At 63.0% G+C, this 19,541-nt stretch carries 17 protein-coding genes and 1 pseudogene; 10 read left to right on the forward strand and 8 right to left on the reverse strand.

Annotation, left to right across the window (positions count from 1 at the left end; all coding sequences use genetic code 11):
- Together ACFSQT_RS27365 and ACFSQT_RS27370 are read right to left on the reverse strand one after the other, a co-directional pair.
- Nucleotides 1-388: pseudogene (locus tag ACFSQT_RS27365) on the reverse strand (protein-L-isoaspartate O-methyltransferase family protein); the annotation flags it as partial.
- Between the two features lie 84 nt (nt 389-472).
- Nucleotides 473-1,837 (reverse strand): Nramp family divalent metal transporter, encoded by a 1,365-nt coding sequence (locus ACFSQT_RS27370; protein ID WP_379023993.1) that lies wholly within the window; start codon nt 1,835-1,837, stop codon nt 473-475.
- 233 nt (nt 1,838-2,070) lie between these two features.
- Between ACFSQT_RS27370 and mntR the strand changes: the two genes are divergently transcribed.
- The 4 genes from mntR to ACFSQT_RS27390 all read left to right on the forward strand — a co-directional run bounded on the left by mntR (nt 2,071) and on the right by ACFSQT_RS27390 (nt 4,820).
- Complete coding sequence (gene mntR, locus ACFSQT_RS27375; protein WP_379023995.1) at nt 2,071-2,526, forward strand: manganese-binding transcriptional regulator MntR; 456 nt, start codon at nt 2,071-2,073, stop codon at nt 2,524-2,526.
- A 104-nt stretch (nt 2,527-2,630) separates the two neighbouring features.
- Entirely contained in the window at nt 2,631-2,819 is a 189-nt protein-coding gene (locus tag ACFSQT_RS27380; RefSeq protein ID WP_379023997.1) for a hypothetical protein, read from the forward strand.
- A 225-nt stretch (nt 2,820-3,044) separates the two neighbouring features.
- Nucleotides 3,045-3,878, forward strand: coding sequence for a hypothetical protein (locus tag ACFSQT_RS27385; protein ID WP_379023999.1), 834 nt, complete (start codon nt 3,045-3,047; stop codon nt 3,876-3,878).
- Between the two features lie 48 nt (nt 3,879-3,926).
- Nucleotides 3,927-4,820: an SMP-30/gluconolactonase/LRE family protein gene (locus tag ACFSQT_RS27390; RefSeq protein ID WP_379024001.1), complete on the forward strand. Its 894-nt coding sequence runs from the start codon at nt 3,927-3,929 to the stop codon at nt 4,818-4,820.
- A gap of 71 nt (nt 4,821-4,891) precedes the next feature.
- Here ACFSQT_RS27390 and ACFSQT_RS27395 read toward each other — a convergent pair whose 3' ends face one another.
- Nucleotides 4,892-6,958, reverse strand: coding sequence for a hypothetical protein (locus ACFSQT_RS27395; RefSeq protein WP_379024003.1), 2,067 nt, complete (start codon nt 6,956-6,958; stop codon nt 4,892-4,894).
- A 194-nt stretch (nt 6,959-7,152) separates the two neighbouring features.
- On the opposite strand from ACFSQT_RS27395, the gene ypfJ reads away from it, so the two are divergent.
- Nucleotides 7,153-8,079, forward strand: a complete 927-nt coding sequence (ypfJ, locus tag ACFSQT_RS27400) for a KPN_02809 family neutral zinc metallopeptidase (RefSeq protein ID WP_379024005.1) — start codon at nt 7,153-7,155, stop codon at nt 8,077-8,079.
- A gap of 327 nt (nt 8,080-8,406) precedes the next feature.
- Nucleotides 8,407-9,672, forward strand: coding sequence for a TCR/Tet family MFS transporter (locus ACFSQT_RS27405; RefSeq protein WP_379024007.1), 1,266 nt, complete (start codon nt 8,407-8,409; stop codon nt 9,670-9,672).
- Nucleotides 9,673-9,848: 176 nt separating this feature from the next.
- On the opposite strand, the gene carA is transcribed toward ACFSQT_RS27405, so the two are convergent.
- On the reverse strand, nt 9,849-11,066 hold the full coding sequence (carA, locus tag ACFSQT_RS27410) for a glutamine-hydrolyzing carbamoyl-phosphate synthase small subunit (RefSeq protein ID WP_379024009.1): 1,218 nt from the start codon (nt 11,064-11,066) through the stop codon (nt 9,849-9,851).
- A gap of 277 nt (nt 11,067-11,343) precedes the next feature.
- On the opposite strand from carA, the gene ACFSQT_RS27415 reads away from it, so the two are divergent.
- The gene (locus tag ACFSQT_RS27415; RefSeq protein ID WP_379024011.1) at nt 11,344-11,793 is read left to right on the forward strand and encodes a GatB/YqeY domain-containing protein; all 450 of its coding nucleotides are present in this window, start codon (nt 11,344-11,346) and stop codon (nt 11,791-11,793) included.
- Nucleotides 11,794-11,922: 129 nt separating this feature from the next.
- On the opposite strand, the gene ACFSQT_RS27420 is transcribed toward ACFSQT_RS27415, so the two are convergent.
- Nucleotides 11,923-12,849: a LysR family transcriptional regulator gene (locus ACFSQT_RS27420; RefSeq protein ID WP_379024013.1), complete on the reverse strand. Its 927-nt coding sequence runs from the start codon at nt 12,847-12,849 to the stop codon at nt 11,923-11,925.
- A gap of 106 nt (nt 12,850-12,955) precedes the next feature.
- Between ACFSQT_RS27420 and ACFSQT_RS27425 the strand changes: the two genes are divergently transcribed.
- Entirely contained in the window at nt 12,956-13,747 is a 792-nt protein-coding gene (locus ACFSQT_RS27425; protein WP_379024015.1) for an alpha/beta fold hydrolase, read from the forward strand.
- A 40-nt stretch (nt 13,748-13,787) separates the two neighbouring features.
- On the opposite strand, the gene ACFSQT_RS27430 is transcribed toward ACFSQT_RS27425, so the two are convergent.
- Both ACFSQT_RS27430 and ACFSQT_RS27435 read right to left on the reverse strand, forming a co-directional pair.
- On the reverse strand, nt 13,788-14,789 hold the full coding sequence (locus ACFSQT_RS27430; RefSeq protein ID WP_379024017.1) for a hypothetical protein: 1,002 nt from the start codon (nt 14,787-14,789) through the stop codon (nt 13,788-13,790).
- A gap of 123 nt (nt 14,790-14,912) precedes the next feature.
- Nucleotides 14,913-15,863 (reverse strand): hydrogen peroxide-inducible genes activator, encoded by a 951-nt coding sequence (locus tag ACFSQT_RS27435; RefSeq protein WP_379024019.1) that lies wholly within the window; start codon nt 15,861-15,863, stop codon nt 14,913-14,915.
- A 312-nt stretch (nt 15,864-16,175) separates the two neighbouring features.
- On the opposite strand from ACFSQT_RS27435, the gene katG reads away from it, so the two are divergent.
- Nucleotides 16,176-18,362 (forward strand): catalase/peroxidase HPI, encoded by a 2,187-nt coding sequence (gene katG, locus ACFSQT_RS27440; RefSeq protein ID WP_379024021.1) that lies wholly within the window; start codon nt 16,176-16,178, stop codon nt 18,360-18,362.
- A gap of 192 nt (nt 18,363-18,554) precedes the next feature.
- The gene (locus ACFSQT_RS27445) at nt 18,555-19,112 is read left to right on the forward strand and encodes a GNAT family N-acetyltransferase (protein WP_379024023.1); all 558 of its coding nucleotides are present in this window, start codon (nt 18,555-18,557) and stop codon (nt 19,110-19,112) included.
- Nucleotides 19,113-19,124: 12 nt separating this feature from the next.
- Here ACFSQT_RS27445 and ACFSQT_RS27450 read toward each other — a convergent pair whose 3' ends face one another.
- Nucleotides 19,125-19,541, reverse strand: coding sequence for a MerR family transcriptional regulator (locus tag ACFSQT_RS27450; RefSeq protein ID WP_379024025.1), 417 nt, complete (start codon nt 19,539-19,541; stop codon nt 19,125-19,127).

The raw sequence follows: 19,541 nt of genomic DNA on the forward strand, positions 1-19,541 counted from the left end.
GAGTTCGAAAGCGGTGACGGTGCCGCCGGGCGACACCAGCCTGGCCAGCACCGCTGTGTAGTAGCCGGTGCCGGCGCCGATGTGGCAAACGGCCTCGCCGGGTTTCGGCGCAAGCTTTCCGATCCACATGGCGTGCAGGAAAGGCTCGCCATTGTTGATGCCCTTGTCGGCGTCGAGCGTCACCAACACGTTCTGGTAGATGTGGGCCGGATCGGCGCTCGGCGTCGTGATCTTGCCGTTGCCGGGCGATGATCGTCCACGGCCCGGGACCGAGGAAGGCTTCGCGCGGCACCTCGGCGAAGACCGCCTCCAGGCGCGGATCGGGCGAGCCGGCATTGGCGGCCATCAGCCGCGCGTAGAACTTCCTGATGTCTTCGATCCCGGTCATGGCGCCGGAGAAGATAGCGCGGATTGCCGATTTGTCGCGGGATTACCTACTCGAAGGGGCAGTCGATCTCTCGGCGGGCTGAACTCAACTGACCCCGAACATGGTGTCGTAGAGGAGCTTGAAATTGAGCACCAGGATGATCGTGGCGACCACCCAGGCCAGCGCGGCGACACCGCGCGGAATGGCGAGGTTGCCCATCTTCTTCTTGTCGGAGACGAACTGCACCAGCGGGATGACCGCGAAGGGCAGTTGCATCGACAGGATCACCTGGCTGAACACCAGCAACTGGCCGGTGCCCTTTTCGCCGTAGAGCGCGGTGACGATCACCACCGGGATGATGGCGAGACCGCGTGTCAAAAGCCGGCGTGCCCAGTTGGGGATGCGCAGGCGCAGAAAACCTTCCATGACGATCTGGCCGGCGAGCGTCGCCGTCACCGTCGAATTCAGGCCTGAGGCAAGCAGTGCCACCGCGAACAGGACCGAGGCGATGCCGAGGCCGAGCAGCGGCGACAGCAGCTCGAAGGCCTGGCCGATCTCGGCGACGTCCTGGTGGCCGGTGTCGTGGAAGGCGACCGCCGATACGATCAGGATCGAGGCGTTGACGAACAAAGCGAGCATCAGGGCGATGGTCGAGTCCGTCGTTGCCCATTTGATGGCATCACGCTTGCCCTTGTCGGTGCGCTCATAGGCTCGGGTCTGCACGATCGAGGAGTGCAGATAGAGATTGTGCGGCATGACGGTGGCGCCGATGATGCCGATGGCGATGTAGAGCATCGCCGGATTGGTGACGATTTCCGACGACGGCACGAACATGGCGTGCAGGATCGAGCCCGCCGGCGGGGCGGCGACAAAGATCTGGATGGCAAAGCAGCTGAAGATGATGATCAAAAGCGCGATGACGAAGGCTTCGAGATAGCGGAAACCCTTGTTCATCAGCAGCAGCACCAGGAAGGCATCGAGCGCGGTCAGTATGGCGCCGCCAATCAGCGGAATGCCGAACAGAAGCTGCAGCGCGATCGCCGTGCCGATGACCTCGGCCAGGTCGCAGGCGATGATGGCCAGTTCGCAAGCGATCCACAGCACGAAATTGACCGGACGCGGATAGTAGGCGCGACAGGCCTGTGCAAGGTCGCGGCCGGTGGCGATGCCGAGGCGGGCGGCCAGCGCCTGCAGCAGGATCGCCATCAGGTTGGACAGCATGATGATGAACAGAAGCGTGTAGCCGAACTGGGCGCCGCCGGCGAGGTCGGTCGCCCAGTTGCCCGGATCCATATAGCCGACCGAGACCATGTAGCCCGGCCCCATGAAGGCGAACAGTCGGCGGAACCAGACGCCCGAACTCGGCACTGCGATGGAAGAATTGACCTCGCGCAGGCTGGGCTGGTCGTCGTCCTCGATCCTGGCGAACTGCCATGTGGATCGGGAGGCTGTGGCTTCGACTTCAGACATGAGGGGGCTTTCCGCGAGACGTACCGATGTTGCCTTAAGCTATGCCATGGCTCAACATTATGCAATATGCTATATTTCATTGTCGGTGCTTTTTATGCGGATCCTGGTCGATGCGCAAAAGATGCAACCGGAAACGCCGGTTGCACCTGCGGGGGAATGCAAATAAACGGCCTGAAGAATCAGAGCCCGTGCTATGAATGCATGGACGGCTAAACTCCCAGGAGGAGCGCGCATTGGCGCTGAAGAACAGACCGGTCCCGCGCGAAAAGCCGCTGCCTGACGCCGACGTCCATTCGGAAGGGTTCCGGCACACGCGCGAAGCGCGCCGCAGCGCGCTGGTCGAGGATTATGTCGAGCTGATCGCCGACCTGATCGAGGACGGCAACGAGGCGCGCCAGGTCGATATCGCGGCACGGCTCGGCGTCGCCCAGCCGACGGTGGCCAAGATGCTGACCAGGCTGTGCGCCGACGGCCTGGTGTCGAGAAAGCCCTATCGCGGCGTGTTCCTGACCGATACCGGCCGCAAGGTCGCGGAGGAGAGCCGCATCCGCCACCAGACGGTGGAAGCCTTTTTGCGCTCGCTCGGCGTCAGTGCCGAAACGGCGCGCATCGATGCCGAGGGCATCGAGCACCATGTCAGCGCCGAAACGCTGGAAGCGTTCCGCAAGGCGATGACGGCGCCGCGCTGAGCCTCGCCGGCGAGTTTCCTTAAGGACCAAGCCGCCGGAACCGCCGTGCGTTATGCACGTTGCTCCTGACACCGCGCGATTGTTGCGCGCCAAGGGAGGAAGCGATGGGCGTTGAACAGGCACCGACGGCAAAGGGCAAGCAGGCGGCCAAGGGACTGAAACAGGCGGCGGCGAAGGACGAGCGCAAGACCGAGGCCGAGACCGGTCGCCCGCTGAAGAAGGGCGCCGCGCGTTTCGAGGAGCGCTCGAAAAGCTCCGACGGCAAGAGCGCAGGCGCCAAGCAAAAGGAGTGAGCAGGGCCTGGATTGTAGTTCAGGCGCTAAGGTGCCTGATGCGGCTCACCAACAGCCCATTGCTCGGACCGACCCGGAGTATTGTACGACGATGGGTATTTAGCAAAAATGCGCTAGGATGGAGCGCTTGCATTCGTATTGCCGAATAAAGAAATGATCATTCATCTTTGAGTGGCGAGTTACCTTCGTTCGTGCTATCGTTGACGATAGATGGGGGAGGGTACAATGAAGTCTTATACAGCTTCGGTTCTTGGCCTGCTTGGTTGGATATTTTGCAGCCTTTCGGCGAGTGCTCAAGAATCTTCGCCGGCTGATCAGATCGCGCAGATAGCAGCGGATTCGAAATGTGCTACAACCGATTGGGAAGATAGGGGTTTTGCCAAGAAGGCCTATTTTCGCGGCATGGCGCTGGTGTTTGCGAAGGCCATATGTCAGCCGGATCGGCCAGACGTAAAGATTGTCTCCGCGGCGAGAGGCACTCCGGGAACACGGTCCGACAAGACCGATGGCTTGACGTGGTATGACGCCAAGTTTCAGGCGCTTGGCATGTCGAACGCGACCGACGGGGTGGATACGTTAAGGCACGCCTATGCGCTTTTGATCGGCCTCGGAATGCGAGAATCGTCCGGGAAATATTGCGTCGGCAGGGATCGCAGCGCGAACTTCAGCTCGGCCGACTCGGCAGAAGCGGGGTTGTTCCAGACTTCGTGGGGTGCACACATCGCCAGCACGACGATGTCGGATTTATTCTCGACATACAAATCCGACCAGAAGGGATGCTTGCTCGAGGTTTTCAGCAAACAGGTGACATGCTCGGCGTGGGACGCAAGGACGTGGGGAAGCGGCACCGGTGCGGACTGGCAGAAACTAACCAAATCCTGCCCCGCCTTCGCAGCCGAATATGCAGCGGTGCTGCTCAGAACGAGTGGCGGAAAGAAGGGCGAGTTCGGCCCGATACGCACCAGGAAGGCCCAGGTCCTGCCGGAATGCGACTCGATGCTTTCGCAAATCCAGGCGCTTATAAAGGCAACGCCGCAGATCTGTGACACGCTGAAATAGACGAGCTGAAACAGAAGAATTGCAGGAACCTGTGTTGGGGCGGCGGATATGCGGAGACTGATCAATATCTGCATGGCTGCGCTGGTTTTCGGTTTGACTTCGGCGGCGGCGGACGAGTTTCTGTTTTCGAGCAACAGGCTGACGCCAAAGGGCGAATACACGGCTGGAATCGAAGGTCCGGCGGTTGACGCGACCGGCAATCTATTCGTGGTCAACTATCACCAAAAAGGGACAGTCGGTCGATTGCGCCCGGGAGCCGAGCAATCCGAATTGTTCGCGACACTTCCCGCCGGCAGTGTAGGCAATGGCATCCGCTTCAGCCAGGATGGCCGCATGTATATAGCCGACTATCGGAAGCACAATGTGCTGGTGATGGAGGCCGGACAAACTGCGGCGCACGTTTATTTTCATTCCAGCCATTTCAATCAGCCAAATGATCTAGCTATCGCCGCTGACGGCACGCTCTACGCCAGCGATCCGAGTTTTGCCCACGGGTCCGGCCAGATCTGGCGTATCGAGCGCAAGTCCGATGGGAGCAGTGGGGCAGTGATGCTTTGCGACCGAAAAATGGGGACGACCAACGGCATCGATCTCAGCCCCGACGGCAAAACGCTCTATGTCAGCGAATCGCAATCCAGGGAAGTGTGGGCATATGAATTGCAGGGCGCGCGGCTGACCTCGGCGCGTCTGGTGAAGAAATTCGATTCCGGAGAACTGGACGGGCTGCGAACTGATATTGACGGGAAAATATTCGTTACGCGTCCCACCAAAGGCACTGTCGCTGTACTCACTTCCGACGGAAATCTTGTGCGTGAGATAAAGTTATCGGCGGCAAACCCAACCAATCTGACGTTCGGGGGGCCGGACGGAAAGACCGTATACGTTACGCAAGCCGATGGCGGCTATATCGAGAGCTTTTTTGTCGACCGCCCCGGCCGTTGATGCCTATCGGCGGCTGGTTGGTCAGATATGCGCAACAACTGGCATTGCCGAGCACGGGGCCGTCGCCCTGCTTACTGCGTGTCCTGGACCCAGCTTCTCGGGTGGCCGTCGACACGGAACTGGAAGATGAAATAGGGCGGGATGCAGGTGCCCTCGCCAGGCTTGGCCTGGGGCAGATCATCGTAGCCGGCGGTGCAGATATAGTCCTCGCGGCAGGGATGCGCCTTGTCGCAGGCGCGCAGGCCGGCGGTCTTGGTGAATTCCCTGGTGCAGAATTTGTGGTCCTTGCCCGACGCGATGCAGTCGTTGAAGCCGGTCTTGGCGAGGCGGCCACACGTCGCCTCGTCGGGTAGCTTGTCGCAGCTCGCCTTGCGCAGCATGCCGCCGGGAAAGCCGCCGGTCTTCTGTTCGGGATTGTCGTAGCGCTGGCGCGCGGCGCCATAGCCGGCGAGCTTGACCAGCGGCTTCTTGTCCCGCGCCGGATCGATGGCGCATGCCTTGGCGGTGGCCGGCGACAGCCGGCAATACTGGTCGTTGCCCCATGTCGACATTCTTATCTCGCCGAACTCGACGGGATCGCCGACCGCCGTGCCGGCCTCGCTGACGCAGGTGCCGAAGCCCGGATGGATGGCGCTTTCGTGGACGCCGGCGCAGCGCAGGCCTTCGCCGCAGCTCCAGTCCTTGAAGCTCAAATCCTCGCCGCGATAGCAGATCGAGCCCCAGCCATTGTAGAGGTCGGTGCCTTTCAGCGCCTCGGCGTATTTCTGGTCCGGACGGGCGGCGAAGCCGCGCGTGAAATCCGGATGGCCGCCGGCGGCGAACTGCTCGACGATGGCGCGGCGGCGCGGCAGATCGGCGAAGAATACGGCCGAGCCCGGCACGAAGACGGCGTTGCGGCGCGGCTCGCTGGCCGGGTCGGCGCCTGTATAGTGGAAGCCGGCAATGCCATGCGTCTGGTGACAGCCGGTGCAACTCATCTCATTGAGGCGCAATTCGAAGCCGGCCACCGACTTGATGGTGGCGAGCGTGTTGCCCCTGGCGACATAGTCGCTCAACGCCTTGTCGATATCGGCGTCGTCGACCAGCCCATAGGCGATGTTGTTCTGCGACCGGCTCAGGCCGCCGGGCGCGACGGAGACGGCACTTTTGGCCAGGAATCTCTCGTCGATGACCAGCCGGCCATGATCGAGATCGTAGATGTTGCGGTCGGTGAGCAGCCATTTGGCGAAGGACGGCTTGTCGGCCAGCACGGTGGCCCGGTCGATCTGGTTCTCCATCTTCGCTTCATAGAAGCTCGAAATGGCCGGATTCCATTTGAAGATCTTCAGCAGATATTCGGCATGACCGCCGAAATCGCGCCGCGTCGAGGCGGATAGCCTGAGTACCTGCATATTGAGCTCGAGCCGCATGATCTGCGACGAATTCAGCATGGCGCCGGAGAGCGGGCCTTCGTCGGAACGCAGCCACGCTGCCAGCTGGTTGGGCGCGAGGTCCTTCTGCCCGGCGGCAAGCCAGCGCTTGGCAATGTCGGCGCAGGACACGTCCGTGGCGCGCGGCAGGTCTTTCGAGGTACGGGCCTGCGCCTGCGTCGGCTTGGCGTTGAACACCAGGCTCATGGTCAGCGGCAGGCGCGAGGAAATGCGCTGGCCCGCCTTTCCCTTCACCGGCTTTTCCGCGACCGAATAATGGAAGCGGTAGATCAGCCGGATCTCGCCGCATTCGGTGTGGCCGAGATAGCCGCGATCCATGCGGTTGACGACGCCGGTCAGGTCAAGCGTCGAGCCGTCGTCGTCGATGTATTTCGGATTGAATTTCTGGCTGGTGTCGTTCGATTTCGCGATGGCCGCGACATAGGCGTCGGGGCTGGTTTTCGGCTCGTCGGCAATCTCAAGCTTGACGGTGTCGCGCACCGTGGCCAGCGCCGGAACCGAAAACAGGCCGCGATTGTCGACGTCGCGGGTGAGACCGAGTGCCGGGCCGAGCAGGCGGCTGATCGACAGGCCGCCACGCTCCAGCGCCTGCAAGGTGGCAGGGTCGGTGACGGCGACGCTGGAATCGAGCGTCACCGCGCTGGCACTTGCGAGACCAAGGCAGAGCAGGGCCGCGAGCAGCGACACGAATTCACCGATCGTCTTCAAGCCTCGCGCACCCCTCCGTTCGCGGCAATGCTACAGGCCTTCCGTGGTCTCGGCCAGAGCGGCGAGGCCGCCATATCGGCAGTGGCGCAGTCCCGAAAAATGCTGTGACTTGGTGCAACCATTGGGATAATTGTTTGTTGGGTTGAGCCGGCCTTGCCGGAACAACGGGGAAGTTCGCAGCGTAAGGAGTTGCCATGCTCTGGAGAGGCCGTCGTCAGAGTGACAATATCGAGGACGACCGCAGCGACGGCGGTGGCGGGCTCGGCGGCGGCAGCCCCGGTCAGTTCCGCATCCCGATCGGCGGCCGCGCCGGCGGTGGCGGCAGCATCTTCCTCGTAATTCTGGTTGTTCTCGCCGGATGGTATTTCGGCTTCGATCCGTCGACGATCCTGGGCGGCGGCGACGGTGGACTGCTGCCGGGCGGCGGCGGCCAGATCACCGAAGACAGCGGCGGCCAGGGCGGCGGTGCGGGTGCGCCCGCCAATGACGAGATGAAGCAGTTCGTTGCCACTGTGCTGGCCGAGACCGAAGACACATGGACCGGCATCTTCAAGTCTCAAGGGCTGACCTATGAGGACCCGAAGCTGGTGCTGTTCAGCGGCCAGGTGCGCTCGGCCTGCGGCTTTGCCTCCGCGGCGGCCGGACCTTTCTATTGCCCCGGCGACCACAAGGTCTATCTCGACATGACCTTCTTCCAGCAGCTCGACCAGCAATTCGGCGCCTCGGGCGAGTTCGCCCGCGCTTATGTGGTCGCGCATGAGGTCGGCCACCATGTGCAGAACCTGACCGGCATCATGGGCAAGTTCAACCAGATGCGCCAAGGCATGAGCGAAGCCGATGCCAACCAGCTGTCGGTGCGCATCGAACTGCAGGCCGACTGTTTCGCCGGCGTGTGGGCGCACTATACCGAGCAGAAAGGCATATTGGAGCAGGGCGACATAGAGAGCGCGCTGAACGCCGCCAAGCAGATCGGCGACGACACGCTGCAGAAGAAGACGCAGGGCTATGTCGTGCCGGAAAGCTTCAACCACGGCACCTCTCAGCAGCGCCAGACCTGGCTGGCGCGCGGCTACAAGAGCGGCAAGCTGTCGGACTGCAACACGCTGAGCGGCCCGATCTGAGGAGACCGTTTGGAAATTCTACTCTGGCGGCCATCTGATGGTGTTTTCCGCGCTTCCCCGTTCTACTGCGTCGCAGTAGAACTGAGCTCACGGACCAAATGTCCGCTCCGCTACGGTTCTCGAAACCACCACCATATGACTCGCCAGAGCGAATTTAGAAACAGTCCCGGACCATCCGTTTCCCGAAACTGAGCTGATGGCGAAGTCGCCGTCAGGGGATGTCAGGATGAAGACGTCAAGCATGTTCCCTCATTGTTCCTTGCGGCAGGCTCGCCTATAAGGTGCGTCCGCCTGCGCCCCAGGGCGACCACAGGAGCTTGATTCATCATGATCGACCCCAAAACCGCCAGACGGGGCCTTGCGCTCGTCTTCACCACGCTGCTGCTCGACATCATCGGCTTCGGCATGATCATGCCGGTGCTGCCTGCCTATCTCAGGGAGTTGACCGGCGTCAGCATCAGCGGAGCGGCGATCGAAGGTGGTTGGCTGTTCTTCGTCTATGCGGCGATGCAGTTCTTTTTCGCGCCCATCATGGGCGGCCTGAGCGACCGGTTCGGACGGCGGCCGATCCTGCTCGCCTCGGTGCTGACGTTTTCCATCGACAATCTGATCTGCGCCGTCGCCTGGTCCTTCCCGATGCTGTTCATCGGGCGCGTGCTGGCCGGCATTTCGGGTGCCAGCTATTCGACGACATCCGCCTTCATCGCCGACATCTCGAACGATGAGAACCGGGCGAAGAATTTCGGCCTGCTCGGTATCGCTTTTGGTGTCGGCTTCGTCATCGGGCCGGTTCTGGGCGGGCTGCTCGGCACGTTCGGGCCGCGCGTGCCGTTCTTTTTCGCTGCCGGGCTTGCTTTCGTGAACTTCCTGATTGCGCTGTTCCTGTTGCCGGAAACGCTCGATGACAAGCACCGCCGCCGCTTCGAGTGGAAACGTGCGAACCCGGTCGGGACGCTTCTGCAGATGCGCCAATACAAAGGCATCGGCTGGATCGGGCTTGTCTTCTTCCTGATGACGCTCGGGCACATGATGTATCCGGCGGTGTGGTCGTTCGTCTCCAATTACCGCTATGGCTGGAGCGAGCAGCAGATCGGCTTCTCGCTCGGCGCCTTCGGCCTGTGCGGCGCGATCGTCATGGCGACAGTGCTGCCGCGGGTGATCCCCCGGCTTGGCGAGTGGAAGACGGCGGCAATCGGTCTTACTTTCACGGCGCTCAGCGCCTTCGGCTACGCCTTCGCGTCGCAGGGCTGGATGATCTATGCGGTGATCGTCGTCGGCTGCCTGGAAGCGCTGGCCGATCCGCCGCTGAGGAGCCTCGCCGCCGCCAAGGTGCCGCCTTCGGCGCAAGGCGAACTGCAAGGCGCGATGACCTCGATCTTCTCGATCACCTCGATCATCACGCCGCTGCTCTATACGACGATCTTTTCCTGGTTCACGGGGCCGAATGCGCCGGTGACCTTCGGCGGCGCGCCGTATCTGGTTGGGGCGTTTTTCCTGACGCTGGCGCTCATCGTCTTCGTCACCAAAGTGGCAAAGCCGGTGGTGCTCAGAAACGTCACCACAAGCGTCGCGGAAGATGGAGCGCAGATATAAGCCATGACGGGCGTATCGCCCTGACCAAGAACGGATCATCGCTGTCGCGGCTGGTCTTTGGCGTGTGGCGCGCCTGCTCGACGGTGCGTCCGGAAATTACGAGGTCGAGGCGGCCTTCGGCGCGGGATTGGCACGCTGGAAAGCGATATTGTCGACGATGTCCATCTTCGGAAGGATCAGGCCCGCTCGGCCAGCAATTCCTCGCCGCGCTTTTCGCGGATCAGGTTGACGAAGCGGCGGAACAGATAGTGCGAATCCTGCGGACCGGGCGAGGCCTCGGGGTGATGCTGGACCGAAAACACCGGACGTCCGGTCAGCGTGATGCCGCAATTCGAACCGTCGAACAGCGAGACATGGGTTTCCTCGACGCCGGCGGGCAGTGAATCGGCATCGACGGCAAAGCCGTGGTTCATCGAGACGATCTCGACCTTGCCGGTGGTGTGGTCCTTGACCGGATGGTTGGCGCCATGATGACCCTGATGCATCTTGGCGGTCTTGCCGCCCAGCGCCAGCGCCAGCATCTGGTGACCGAGGCAGATGCCGAACACCGGGATGTCGGTCTTCAACAGGTCCTGGATGACCGGCACGGCATAGTCGCCGGTGGCTTCGGGATCGCCGGGGCCGTTGGAGAGGAAGATACCGTCGGGCTGCATGGCAAGGATTTCTTCAGCGCCGGTCTTGGCCGGCACCACGGTGACCTTGGCGCCGAGCCCGGCAAGCAGGCGCAAGATGTTGCGCTTGACGCCGTAGTCGATGGCAACGACATGCATCGAGGGCTCGGCCTGTTCGCCAAAGCCTTCGTTCCAGACCCAGGGCGTCTCGCCCCAGACCGAGGACTGGCCGGAGGTGACCTCCTTGGCGAGATCGAGCCCGATCAGGCCCGACCACGCGGCGGCGCGCCGCTTAAGATCGTCGAGGTCGAAGACGCCGTCGGGCGCGTGCGCAATGACGGCGTTGGGCATGCCTTTTTCACGGATCAGCGCGGTCAGCGCGCGGGTGTCGATGCCCGACAGGGCGACGATGCCGCGCTTCTTCAGCCACTGGTCGAGACCGGTACCGGCGCGGTAGTTCGACGGGTTGGTGACGTCGGCCTTGAACACGGCGCCGACGGCGCCGGCGCGGGCGACCGGATTGAGGTCCTCGATGTCCTCGTCATTGGTGCCGATGTTGCCGATATGCGGGAAAGTGAAGGTAACGATCTGGCCGGCATAGGACGGGTCGGTGAGGATTTCCTGGTAGCCGGTCAGCGCGGTGTTGAAGCAGACCTCGGCGACGGCGGAGCCGGTGGCGCCCAGGCCGCGACCCTCGATGACGGTGCCGTCGGCCAGAACCAGAAGGGCGGTCGGCCTGTCTGTGGTCCAAGCGGGGGTCGACGCGGCGGTCATCGTAGCCATGGCGGCACTCCTATGATGCTGCGCGCTTCGACCAGCCCGGCGGGCCGTCGGCGCAGCAAATGGCGCAAAGCGGCGAATTCGCGGCTTCCACGCACTCAAGCTTCAGTTCATGCAAGGCCCAGTACATAGGGGAAGGGGGCAGAGCGGTCAATGATCATGCGAAATCAGGGTCCGATTTATTTCGTCAAGCAATATCAGTGGTTTGCCTGGCAATATCAGAGTTTGCGTTGGCTTGCCCCCGGCGCTATTGTCCGCGCCGATCGAAGGAGAAAGCACCATGCGCGCAAAAATCGCCGAATCCCTGAAGAGCGCGATGAAGGCGCAGGACAAGCACCGGCTGCCGACATTGCGGCTGATCCAGGCGGCCATCCACGACCGCGATATCGCCAATCGCGGTTCGGCCAAGGAGCCGGCCAGCGATGAGGAGATCCTACAGATCCTGGCCAAGATGGTGAAGCAGCGAGAGGAATCGGCCAAGGCGTTCGACGACGGCAAGCGGCCGGAACTGGCCGCGCAGGAGCGCGGCGAGATGGAGATCATCCGCGCCTTCCTGCCGACGCAGCTGGACGATGCCGCGGTGGCGGCCGCGGCGCGCGAAGCCATCGCGGCGACGGGTGCGGCCAGCCAGAAGGACATGGGCAAGGTGATCGCGGCGCTGAAGCAGAAATATGCCGGGCAGATGGATTTCGGCAAGGCGAGCGGCATCGTCAAGGGCCTGCTGCAGTAGGCCGCCGCCTACCGCGTCGCGCGTGCCGCCCTTCAGCGTTGTCCCTGGCATGGCCGGCGGAAAAACCGGTCACCGAAGGCGGCCAGGCGTTCATACGCCGCGCCTTTCGCCGGCTGGTGGATCGGTGACCTACTGCGCAGGTTTCGGCGGTTCGAGCGCACGGCGCAGCGCCGGCGCTTCCTGCTGGATATGATCCCACAGCCGGTTCGCGATCGGCCCGTGCGGCCGGTCGCGGCGGCGCGCCACCACCAGCTCCTCGGTACGGCCCGGCAGATGACGGCCGGCGATGGATAGCAGGCGTCCGTCGTGCAACTCGTTCTCGATCAGGAAGCGCGGCAGGTGACCCCAACCGAGGCCTTGCAGGATGATTTCCTTCTTCATGCCCTGGTCGGCCACCATGCATTGTGGCGCGCCTTCGATCATGAAGTAGTCCTGTCGTGGCGAATGGCGGGCGGTGTCGCGCATGACGCATTGGGTGACTGCGTGCATCTGATCCAGCGTGATCGGTTGCTCGATACGCTCCGGCAGAAAACCCGGCGCCACCACGGGAATGAACGGCACCTTGCACAAGTCAACCCATTCCGCACGCGCGTCGCCCTTGTCGATCCAGTGCAGGATCAGATCAGCCTCGTCATCGAAGAGGCGCTCCCACGGGCCGCCGACGGCTTCGAAGTGCAAATGCAGGCGCGTGCCCGGGCACTGGGCGAAGAACCGTCCGAGCATGCCCAGCACCTGCGGCCGTGGGCACAGGTCGCCGATGACCACATGGATATCACTTTCCTCGCCTATCGATAGCTGGGCGGCATGGACACGCAGGCCTTCCAGCTCGCGCAGCAGTTGGTGTGCCCGGCGGTGGAAGGACAGCCCCGCTTCGGTCGGGCGCACGCGATAGCCACTGCGATCCAGGAGAACGAGGTCTAGCTGTCGTTCCAGCTTTGCGACGGCGGCGAACACCGCCGGGTGCGAGCGATGCAGCAGGGCCGCCGCCGGTTGAAAGCCGCCGGTGCGGACCACGGCGTCGAAGCATTGCAGGTCATGCAGGGTGAATTCGGCCATGTCACCTTTTACTACAGAGATTGTCCTATCTTTGTAATATCATCAAAAACACACCGCAGCTACGCTTTGCCTCATTCAACGCTCCCAAAAGGAAGGTGGCTTCACCATGAATGAGCTGAATTTCGTGACAACAGGCGACGGCACGCGGATCGCCTACCGCTTCGACGGCGATGCCGGAAAGCCGGTGCTGGTGCTGTCGAACTCAATCGCCACCACGTTGCATATGTGGGACGGGCAGGTCGGCGCGCTATCGAGCCATTTCCGTGTTCTGCGCTACGACTTTCGCGGCCATGGCGGGTCGAGCGCCCCAGTCGGTGCCTATTCGCTCGACCGACTTGGCCGCGACGTGATCGAGCTGCTCGATGCGCTCGGCATCGGGCGCGTGCACTTCCTCGGCCTGTCGCTGGGCGGCTTCGTCGGGCAATGGCTTGGCGTCCATGCGCCCGAGCGGATCGACCGTCTGATCCTGAGCAACACCTCGTCCCACCTCGGACCGGCAAGTTATTTCGACGAGCGGATTGCCAGTGTCCGGCAGGCGCCGGACATGACGGAAACCGCCGAGGTGTTCCTCGGCAACTGGTTCCCAGCGCAAACGGTGGCGGCCAACGAGCCCGTCATCGAGGAATTTCGCACCATGTTGCTGGCCATAGACCGCAAAGGCCTTGCGGGTTTGTTCGCGGCGGTTCGCGATGCCGACCTTCGCCGCACCGTGGCGCTGATCTCCCGGCCGACGCTGGTGATCGCTGGCGAGCACGACACGGTGACATCCCTAAGCCATAGCGAGCTGATCGCCGCAGCGGTGCCCGGCGCGAAGCTGGTGGTCCTGCCTGCGGTTCACCTGTCGAACGTCGAGCATCCTGCAGGGTTCATAGAGGCCGTGCTTGGTTTTCTGCGCTGAGGCACGGCGTGGTGAGTGAAGTGCGCAGAGTGAGCGGACTTCACGGCCCCTTGCAGATCGGCGTCGGCTGCGGCGGCGGCGCCGGATGGTCCTTCTTGTATTGAGCTATGATCGGTTCGAGGGTTTTTCGCGGCCAGAATTTCGGCGCGCCGATTTCCTTCAGGCAGGATGCGTTCCAATAGGATCCGGCGCCGGATAGCGAACGGCCGCTTCCCACCGCTTTCGCAACGGCGGCGATGTCGCGGGATTCAGGGTAGATATAGAGGGTCGTCGGGTTGTCCTTCACCATCGAAATGATCTGCCCGGCATCCGCCGGAGACCAGCTGGTACAGCCATTGCTGCGGCCGCCGGCATAGTCCACCAGCTTGCCGAACGGCACGAAACCGTCATGGTCGGCATGTGAGCTGGTCGGATTTTTGCGCAGACACATGCCACGCAGCACCTGCGCCGCGTGGCCGCCGATCACCCGCTGTCTGGCGTTCGCGGCCTCGCCTTCACCGTCGAATTGTATGAAGGTGCGCAGGAAAGCCGCGTCCTGTTTGGCGCCGGTGCGATAAAAGCCTTTGAACGACGTTTTCGCCTCGCGGGTCATATAGGCCCCGCCGGCGGTCAGTTCCGAATCCATGGCGTTGCCGAAGTTCTTCGAGCACCGCCTGCCGTTTGAAAAATCGACAGTGCCTTTCAGATTGCGGCCGCCGCCGTGACCCGACGAGATCGCGCGAAACGACTGGCTGGCTTCGCAGATGACATAGTACCTGCGCCCCAGCACTCCATTGCCCAGATCGCCGGGACGTGTCGCATCCATGGCAAAGTAACAGGGGTTCCTGACCGCGCCTTGCGCCACCTTTTTCAGGTAAAGCGCACGCGCTCGCTCCAGGACAATCTGCGAGATCTGACCGTCGCTGTCGCCGACATGGGCTTGCAGCCAGGCGGGAACATCAGATGGCTGCAGTGCGGCAAACGACCGCGCCGACACCGTCAGGGCGATGACGACGAGGAGGAGGCTGGCGACGACACCCAGAGAGACAGATCTCAACCGCACCGGATCACCTCTCCCGCCCGTTCGCAATTCCTTGCGGTGTCACCACCAAGAATCGATCATAAATGGCCTCGCATCAATCGGCGAAACACATCTTGTTTAGCGCGGACCGCCAGGGGGTGTTTGTCAGGCGGTTGCCGTCAGGTTCAGTAGGTGCGCAATCGGTGTCGGATTGTGCTGCGCGCGCAGCGCGTCGGCGGACTGACGAACCACTTCGGAGATCCGCAGCAGCTGTTTGGCGATCGGGCTGGTCTTGCGCCAGACCATGCCGATCGTCCGCGAGGGCTGCGGGCTCCTGAAGCGTGCGATGGAGACAGACGCCGAACGTGTCTCCACCGGCACGGCCATTTCCGGGATCAGGGTGACGCCGATGCCGGCGCTGACCATCTGGACCAGGGTCGACAGCGAGCTGCCATCCAGCAACTCGCGGGGCCGTGCCGAGTGCATGTTGCAGAAGGACAGCGCCTGGTCGCGGAAACAATGCCCTTCTTCCAGCAGAAGCAGCCGCATTTCACGCAGCATTTCACGATTGGGCACCGGCTTTCCCTCGTCTTCGCCGGGCCGGACCAGCACGAAGTTCTCGGCAAATAGCACGATTTCCGTCAGCGACGGTTCGGACACCGGCAAGGCAACGATGGCCGCGTCGAGCCGACCGTCTGCCAGTTCCTGGATCAGCTTCTGCGTCTGTGTCTCGCGCACATGGATATCGAGGCCATCATGCATGCTTGAGAGGTTGCCAATGATCGTCGGCAAGAGGTAGGGTGCGATCGTCGGGATGACGCCGATGCGCAGCCGGCCGACCAGACTGTCGCGCGAAGAGCGCGCGAGATCGGCGAGTTCGTCCACCGATCGCAGGATGTCGCGGACGCGCAAGGCAAATTCCTCGCCGAAATTGGTCAGCCGAACCTGCCGCGGGCCTCTTTCGAAAAGCTCCGTACCCAGCGTTTCCTCCAGCTCCCTGATCTGTACCGAGATGGCTGGCTGGGAGATCGCACAGGCGTCCGCCGCGCGTCCGAAGTGGCTGTGTCGCGCCAGCGCCTCGAAATAGCGCAGCTGCTTCAGGGTCAGGTTTGTCATAATTTCATCTTATCGCTGTAATCAGTAAATCCAACTTAAATTAATCGGTGCGCTTTGCTATAGGTCTTGCAAGGGAGATGAAAACAGCCGACGCCACACGGCAGCCCGCCATCATGGGCGCGGGCGTGCGCGAGGGCCTCTTTTGGGCCGGCAACGGTCTTGTCGAGAGGCAAGCTCATGCAGCAGGGCATTTCGCACATTCGGTTCCTGGCCACATCAGGCCATGAACGGACAGGTGTTCCCAAGGGCATTCCAGGCCCTTGTTCACGCAGCAGTTGAAACAGCTCAACACAGCCACGATCGGAGAAAAACATGGACGCCAACACCGACGACAACAGCAAGGGCAAATGCCCGGTCGTGCATACTGCCGTGGGCAGGGTCAACCGCGACTGGTGGCCGAATCAGCTCAATGTCCAGATTCTCCATCAGCAGTCGCCGCTGTCCGATCCGATGGGTGAGGCGTTCGACTACGCCGAGGAATTCAAGAGCCTCGACCTCGACGCCGTGATCAAGGACCTGCATGCGCTGATGACGGACTCGCAGGAGTGGTGGCCGGCCGATTTCGGTCATTACGGGCCGCTGTTCATCCGCATGGCCTGGCACAGCGCCGGCACCTACCGCATCGCCGACGGCCGTGGCGGCGCCGGGGCCGGCCAGCAGCGCTTCGCGCCGCTGAACAGCTGGCCGGACAACGTCAACCTCGACAAGGCCCGCCGGCTGTTGTGGCCGATCAAGCAGAAATACGGCCGCAAGATCTCCTGGGCCGACCTTTTGATCCTCACCGGCAATGTCGCGCTGGAATCGATGGGCTTCAAGACCTTCGGTTTCGCCGGTGGCCGCGCCGACGTTTGGGAGCCGGAGGAGGACATCTATTGGGGCCCGGAAGGCAAATGGCTGGCCGACGAGCGCTACAGCGGCGACCGCGATCTCCAGGATCCGCTCGGTGCCGTGCAGATGGGCCTGATCTACGTCAACCCGGAAGGCCCCAACGGCAATCCAGATCCGCTGGCCGCGGCGCGCGATATCAGGGACACCTTCGCGCGCATGGCGATGAATGACGAGGAGACCGTCGCGCTCATCGCCGGCGGCCACACCTTCGGCAAGACCCATGGTGCCGGCGATGCGGCGCTGGTCGGCGTGGAGCCGGAAGGCGCCGACATCGAGCAGCAAGGCCTTGGCTGGGCCAGCAAGTTCGGCACCGGCAAGGGAGGCGACGCCATCGGCAGCGGGCTGGAAGTGACCTGGACCACGACGCCGACGAAGTGGAGCAACAACTTCTTCGACAATCTGTTCGGCTTCGAATGGGAACTGACCAAGAGCCCTGCCGGCGCTCACCAGTGGACGCCGAAGGGCGGCGCCGGCGCCGGCACGGTGCCGGATGCGCACAACTCGACCAAGCGCCATGCGCCCTCCATGCTGACCACCGACCTCGCGCTGCGGTTCGATCCTTCCTACGAGACGATCTCGCGGCGCTTCCATGAGAATCCGGATCAGTTCGCCGACGCGTTTGCCCGCGCCTGGTACAAGCTGACCCATCGCGACATGGGCCCGCTCGTGCGCTATCTCGGCCCGCTCGTTCCCAAGGAAGAACTGTCCTGGCAGGACGTCATCCCGGCGGTCGATCATGTACTGATCGACGAAGAGGACGCCGCGGCGCTCAAGGCTGAGATCCTGGCGTCCGGACTGTCGGTATCGCAACTGGTGTCGGTGGCGTGGGCATCGGCCTCGACCTTCCGTGGCTCCGACAAGCGCGGCGGCGCCAATGGCGCGCGCATTCGCCTTGCGCCGCAGAAGGACTGGGCCGTCAACCAGCCGGCGGAACTCGCCAAGGTGCTCGACAAGCTCGAAGCGATCCGCAAGGATTTCAATGCTTCGCAGACCGGCAGCAAGAAGGTCTCGCTTGCCGACCTGATCGTTCTCGGCGGCAACGCTGCCATCGAGAAAGCTGCCGGCCACAGCGTGGACGTTCCCTTCTGGCCGGGCCGCATGGACGCCTCGCAGGAGCAGACCGACATCCATTCCTTCGCGCCGCTGGAACCGACCGTTGACGGTTTCCGCAACTATGTCAGCGGCAAGCAGCGGCTGACCGTCGAGGAAGCTTTGGTCGACCGCGCGCAACTGCTGACGCTGACCGCGCCGGAGATGACGGTTCTCGTCGGAGGCCTGCGCATTCTCGGCGCCAATGTCGGGCAGTCGAAGCACGGCGTCTTCACCAGGCAGCCGGAAACGCTGAGCAACGACTTCTTCGTCAACCTGCTCGACATGGGCACGGAGTGGAAGGCGACCTCGGACGCCAAGGACGTGTTCGAAGGCCGTGACCGCAAGGCCGGCGAAGTCAAGTGGACCGGCACCCGCGCCGATCTCATCTTCGGCTCGCATTCGCAACTGCGCGCGCTGGCCGAAGTCTATGCGACCGCGGACGCCAAGGCGAAATTCGCCAGGGATTTCGTGACGGCATGGACCAAGGTGATGAACGCCGACCGCTTCGACATCGCCTGAGCTCGCACAAGGACAATCCGGCGCGGCCTGGGAATGGCCGCGCCGGAGCGTCGGTCCCTCCTAAGGACATAAGACCAGGGCCGCGTCTCCAGCGATGGGGCGCGGCCTTGTCGCAAGAGGCTCCACCCGGTGGACCGTGTCTTCCCGGGCAATGCTGCTATTTTATCGGCGAAGCTTTTCCGCCGGTGCAACATGGTCGAAATCGTCAAACCCGCGCTTGAACATCTGCCGTCCTACAAGGCGGCGCTCGAACGCGGCTGGTCGCCGGACAATGTGCGGCTCGAGCAAGCGACGCGCGAGCAGCTTGCCGCGATCGAAAAGGACCCGGTGGCCTTTCTCGCCAGCCTCGACGATCCCCTGGCCAAGGGCGGCCCGATCACCTTGCCCGACGGCAGAAAGGTGCCGCGGCTGCCGGGCTTCCGCCGTTGGATCTGGGATGGCGAAGCCGCTGGTTCGATCGGCTTCCGCTGGCAGAAGGGCACGGCAGCGCTGCCGCCGCATGTGCTCGGCCATATCGGCTATGCCGTGGTGCCGTGGAAGCGGCGGCGCGGCTACGCCACCGAGGCGCTGCGGCTGATGCTGGACGAGGCGAGGGCGGTCGGCCTGCCCCACGTCGAGATCACCGCCAAGCCGGGCAATCCGGCCTCGCACAAGGTGATCCTGGCCAATGGCGGCAAGCTCGTCGAGCGCTTCTTCGAGGATGCTGCTTATGGCGGGGGGGAGAGTTTGCGGTTCCGGATCGAGTTGTAGGGCGAGCCGTCCTCACCCGTGTTCGTCGGCGCACAGCGCATGATCCGAAAGCGCCCGGATGACGTAGCAATCGCCGACCGTCTTGCCGTCACAGCAAGAGGCGATGCGTTCGAGTTCGGCCTCCAGCCGCTTCAGCTGCGCAATCTTCTCCCGCACGGAAGTCAGCTGTTCCTCGGCGATCCGGTCGGCGTGGCCGCAAGGCTGCTCGGGATGGCCGCTTAACTCGATCAGCGAGCGGATGTCCTCGACGGCGAAGCCGAGGTCGCGGGCGTGGCGGATGAAGGCCAGCCGCTCCAGCTCCTGCCTGCCATAGCGGCGCTGGTTGCCTTCCGAACGCTCGGGTGCGGCAACCAGGCCCATCTGCTCGTAGTAGCGGATGGTCGGCACCTTGACCCCGGTGCGGCGGGAGAGATCACCGATCGAAAACAT

This window comes from Mesorhizobium calcicola (assembly GCF_042682105.1).
GTDB lineage: Bacteria > Pseudomonadota > Alphaproteobacteria > Rhizobiales > Rhizobiaceae > Mesorhizobium > Mesorhizobium calcicola.

What these genes read in the sequence shown, in the direction of transcription:
- ACFSQT_RS27385 (WP_379023999.1), top strand. Translation starts at nt 3,045, where the DNA reads ATGAAGTCTTATACAGCTTCGGTTCTTGGCCTGCTTGGTTGGATATTT.
- ACFSQT_RS27370 (WP_379023993.1), bottom strand. Translation starts at nt 1,837, where the DNA reads ATGTCTGAAGTCGAAGCCACAGCCTCCCGATCCACATGGCAGTTCGCC.
- ypfJ (WP_379024005.1), top strand. Translation starts at nt 7,153, where the DNA reads ATGCTCTGGAGAGGCCGTCGTCAGAGTGACAATATCGAGGACGACCGC.
- katG (WP_379024021.1), top strand. Translation starts at nt 16,176, where the DNA reads ATGGACGCCAACACCGACGACAACAGCAAGGGCAAATGCCCGGTCGTG.
- ACFSQT_RS27450 (WP_379024025.1), bottom strand. Translation starts at nt 19,541, where the DNA reads ATGTTTTCGATCGGTGATCTCTCCCGCCGCACCGGGGTCAAGGTGCCG.
- ACFSQT_RS27380 (WP_379023997.1), top strand. Translation starts at nt 2,631, where the DNA reads ATGGGCGTTGAACAGGCACCGACGGCAAAGGGCAAGCAGGCGGCCAAG.
- ACFSQT_RS27405 (WP_379024007.1), top strand. Translation starts at nt 8,407, where the DNA reads ATGATCGACCCCAAAACCGCCAGACGGGGCCTTGCGCTCGTCTTCACC.
- ACFSQT_RS27420 (WP_379024013.1), bottom strand. Translation starts at nt 12,849, where the DNA reads ATGGCCGAATTCACCCTGCATGACCTGCAATGCTTCGACGCCGTGGTC.
- ACFSQT_RS27425 (WP_379024015.1), top strand. Translation starts at nt 12,956, where the DNA reads ATGAATGAGCTGAATTTCGTGACAACAGGCGACGGCACGCGGATCGCC.
- ACFSQT_RS27445 (WP_379024023.1), top strand. Translation starts at nt 18,555, where the DNA reads ATGGTCGAAATCGTCAAACCCGCGCTTGAACATCTGCCGTCCTACAAG.
- carA (WP_379024009.1), bottom strand. Translation starts at nt 11,066, where the DNA reads ATGGCTACGATGACCGCCGCGTCGACCCCCGCTTGGACCACAGACAGG.
- ACFSQT_RS27390 (WP_379024001.1), top strand. Translation starts at nt 3,927, where the DNA reads ATGCGGAGACTGATCAATATCTGCATGGCTGCGCTGGTTTTCGGTTTG.
- ACFSQT_RS27435 (WP_379024019.1), bottom strand. Translation starts at nt 15,863, where the DNA reads ATGACAAACCTGACCCTGAAGCAGCTGCGCTATTTCGAGGCGCTGGCG.
- ACFSQT_RS27415 (WP_379024011.1), top strand. Translation starts at nt 11,344, where the DNA reads ATGCGCGCAAAAATCGCCGAATCCCTGAAGAGCGCGATGAAGGCGCAG.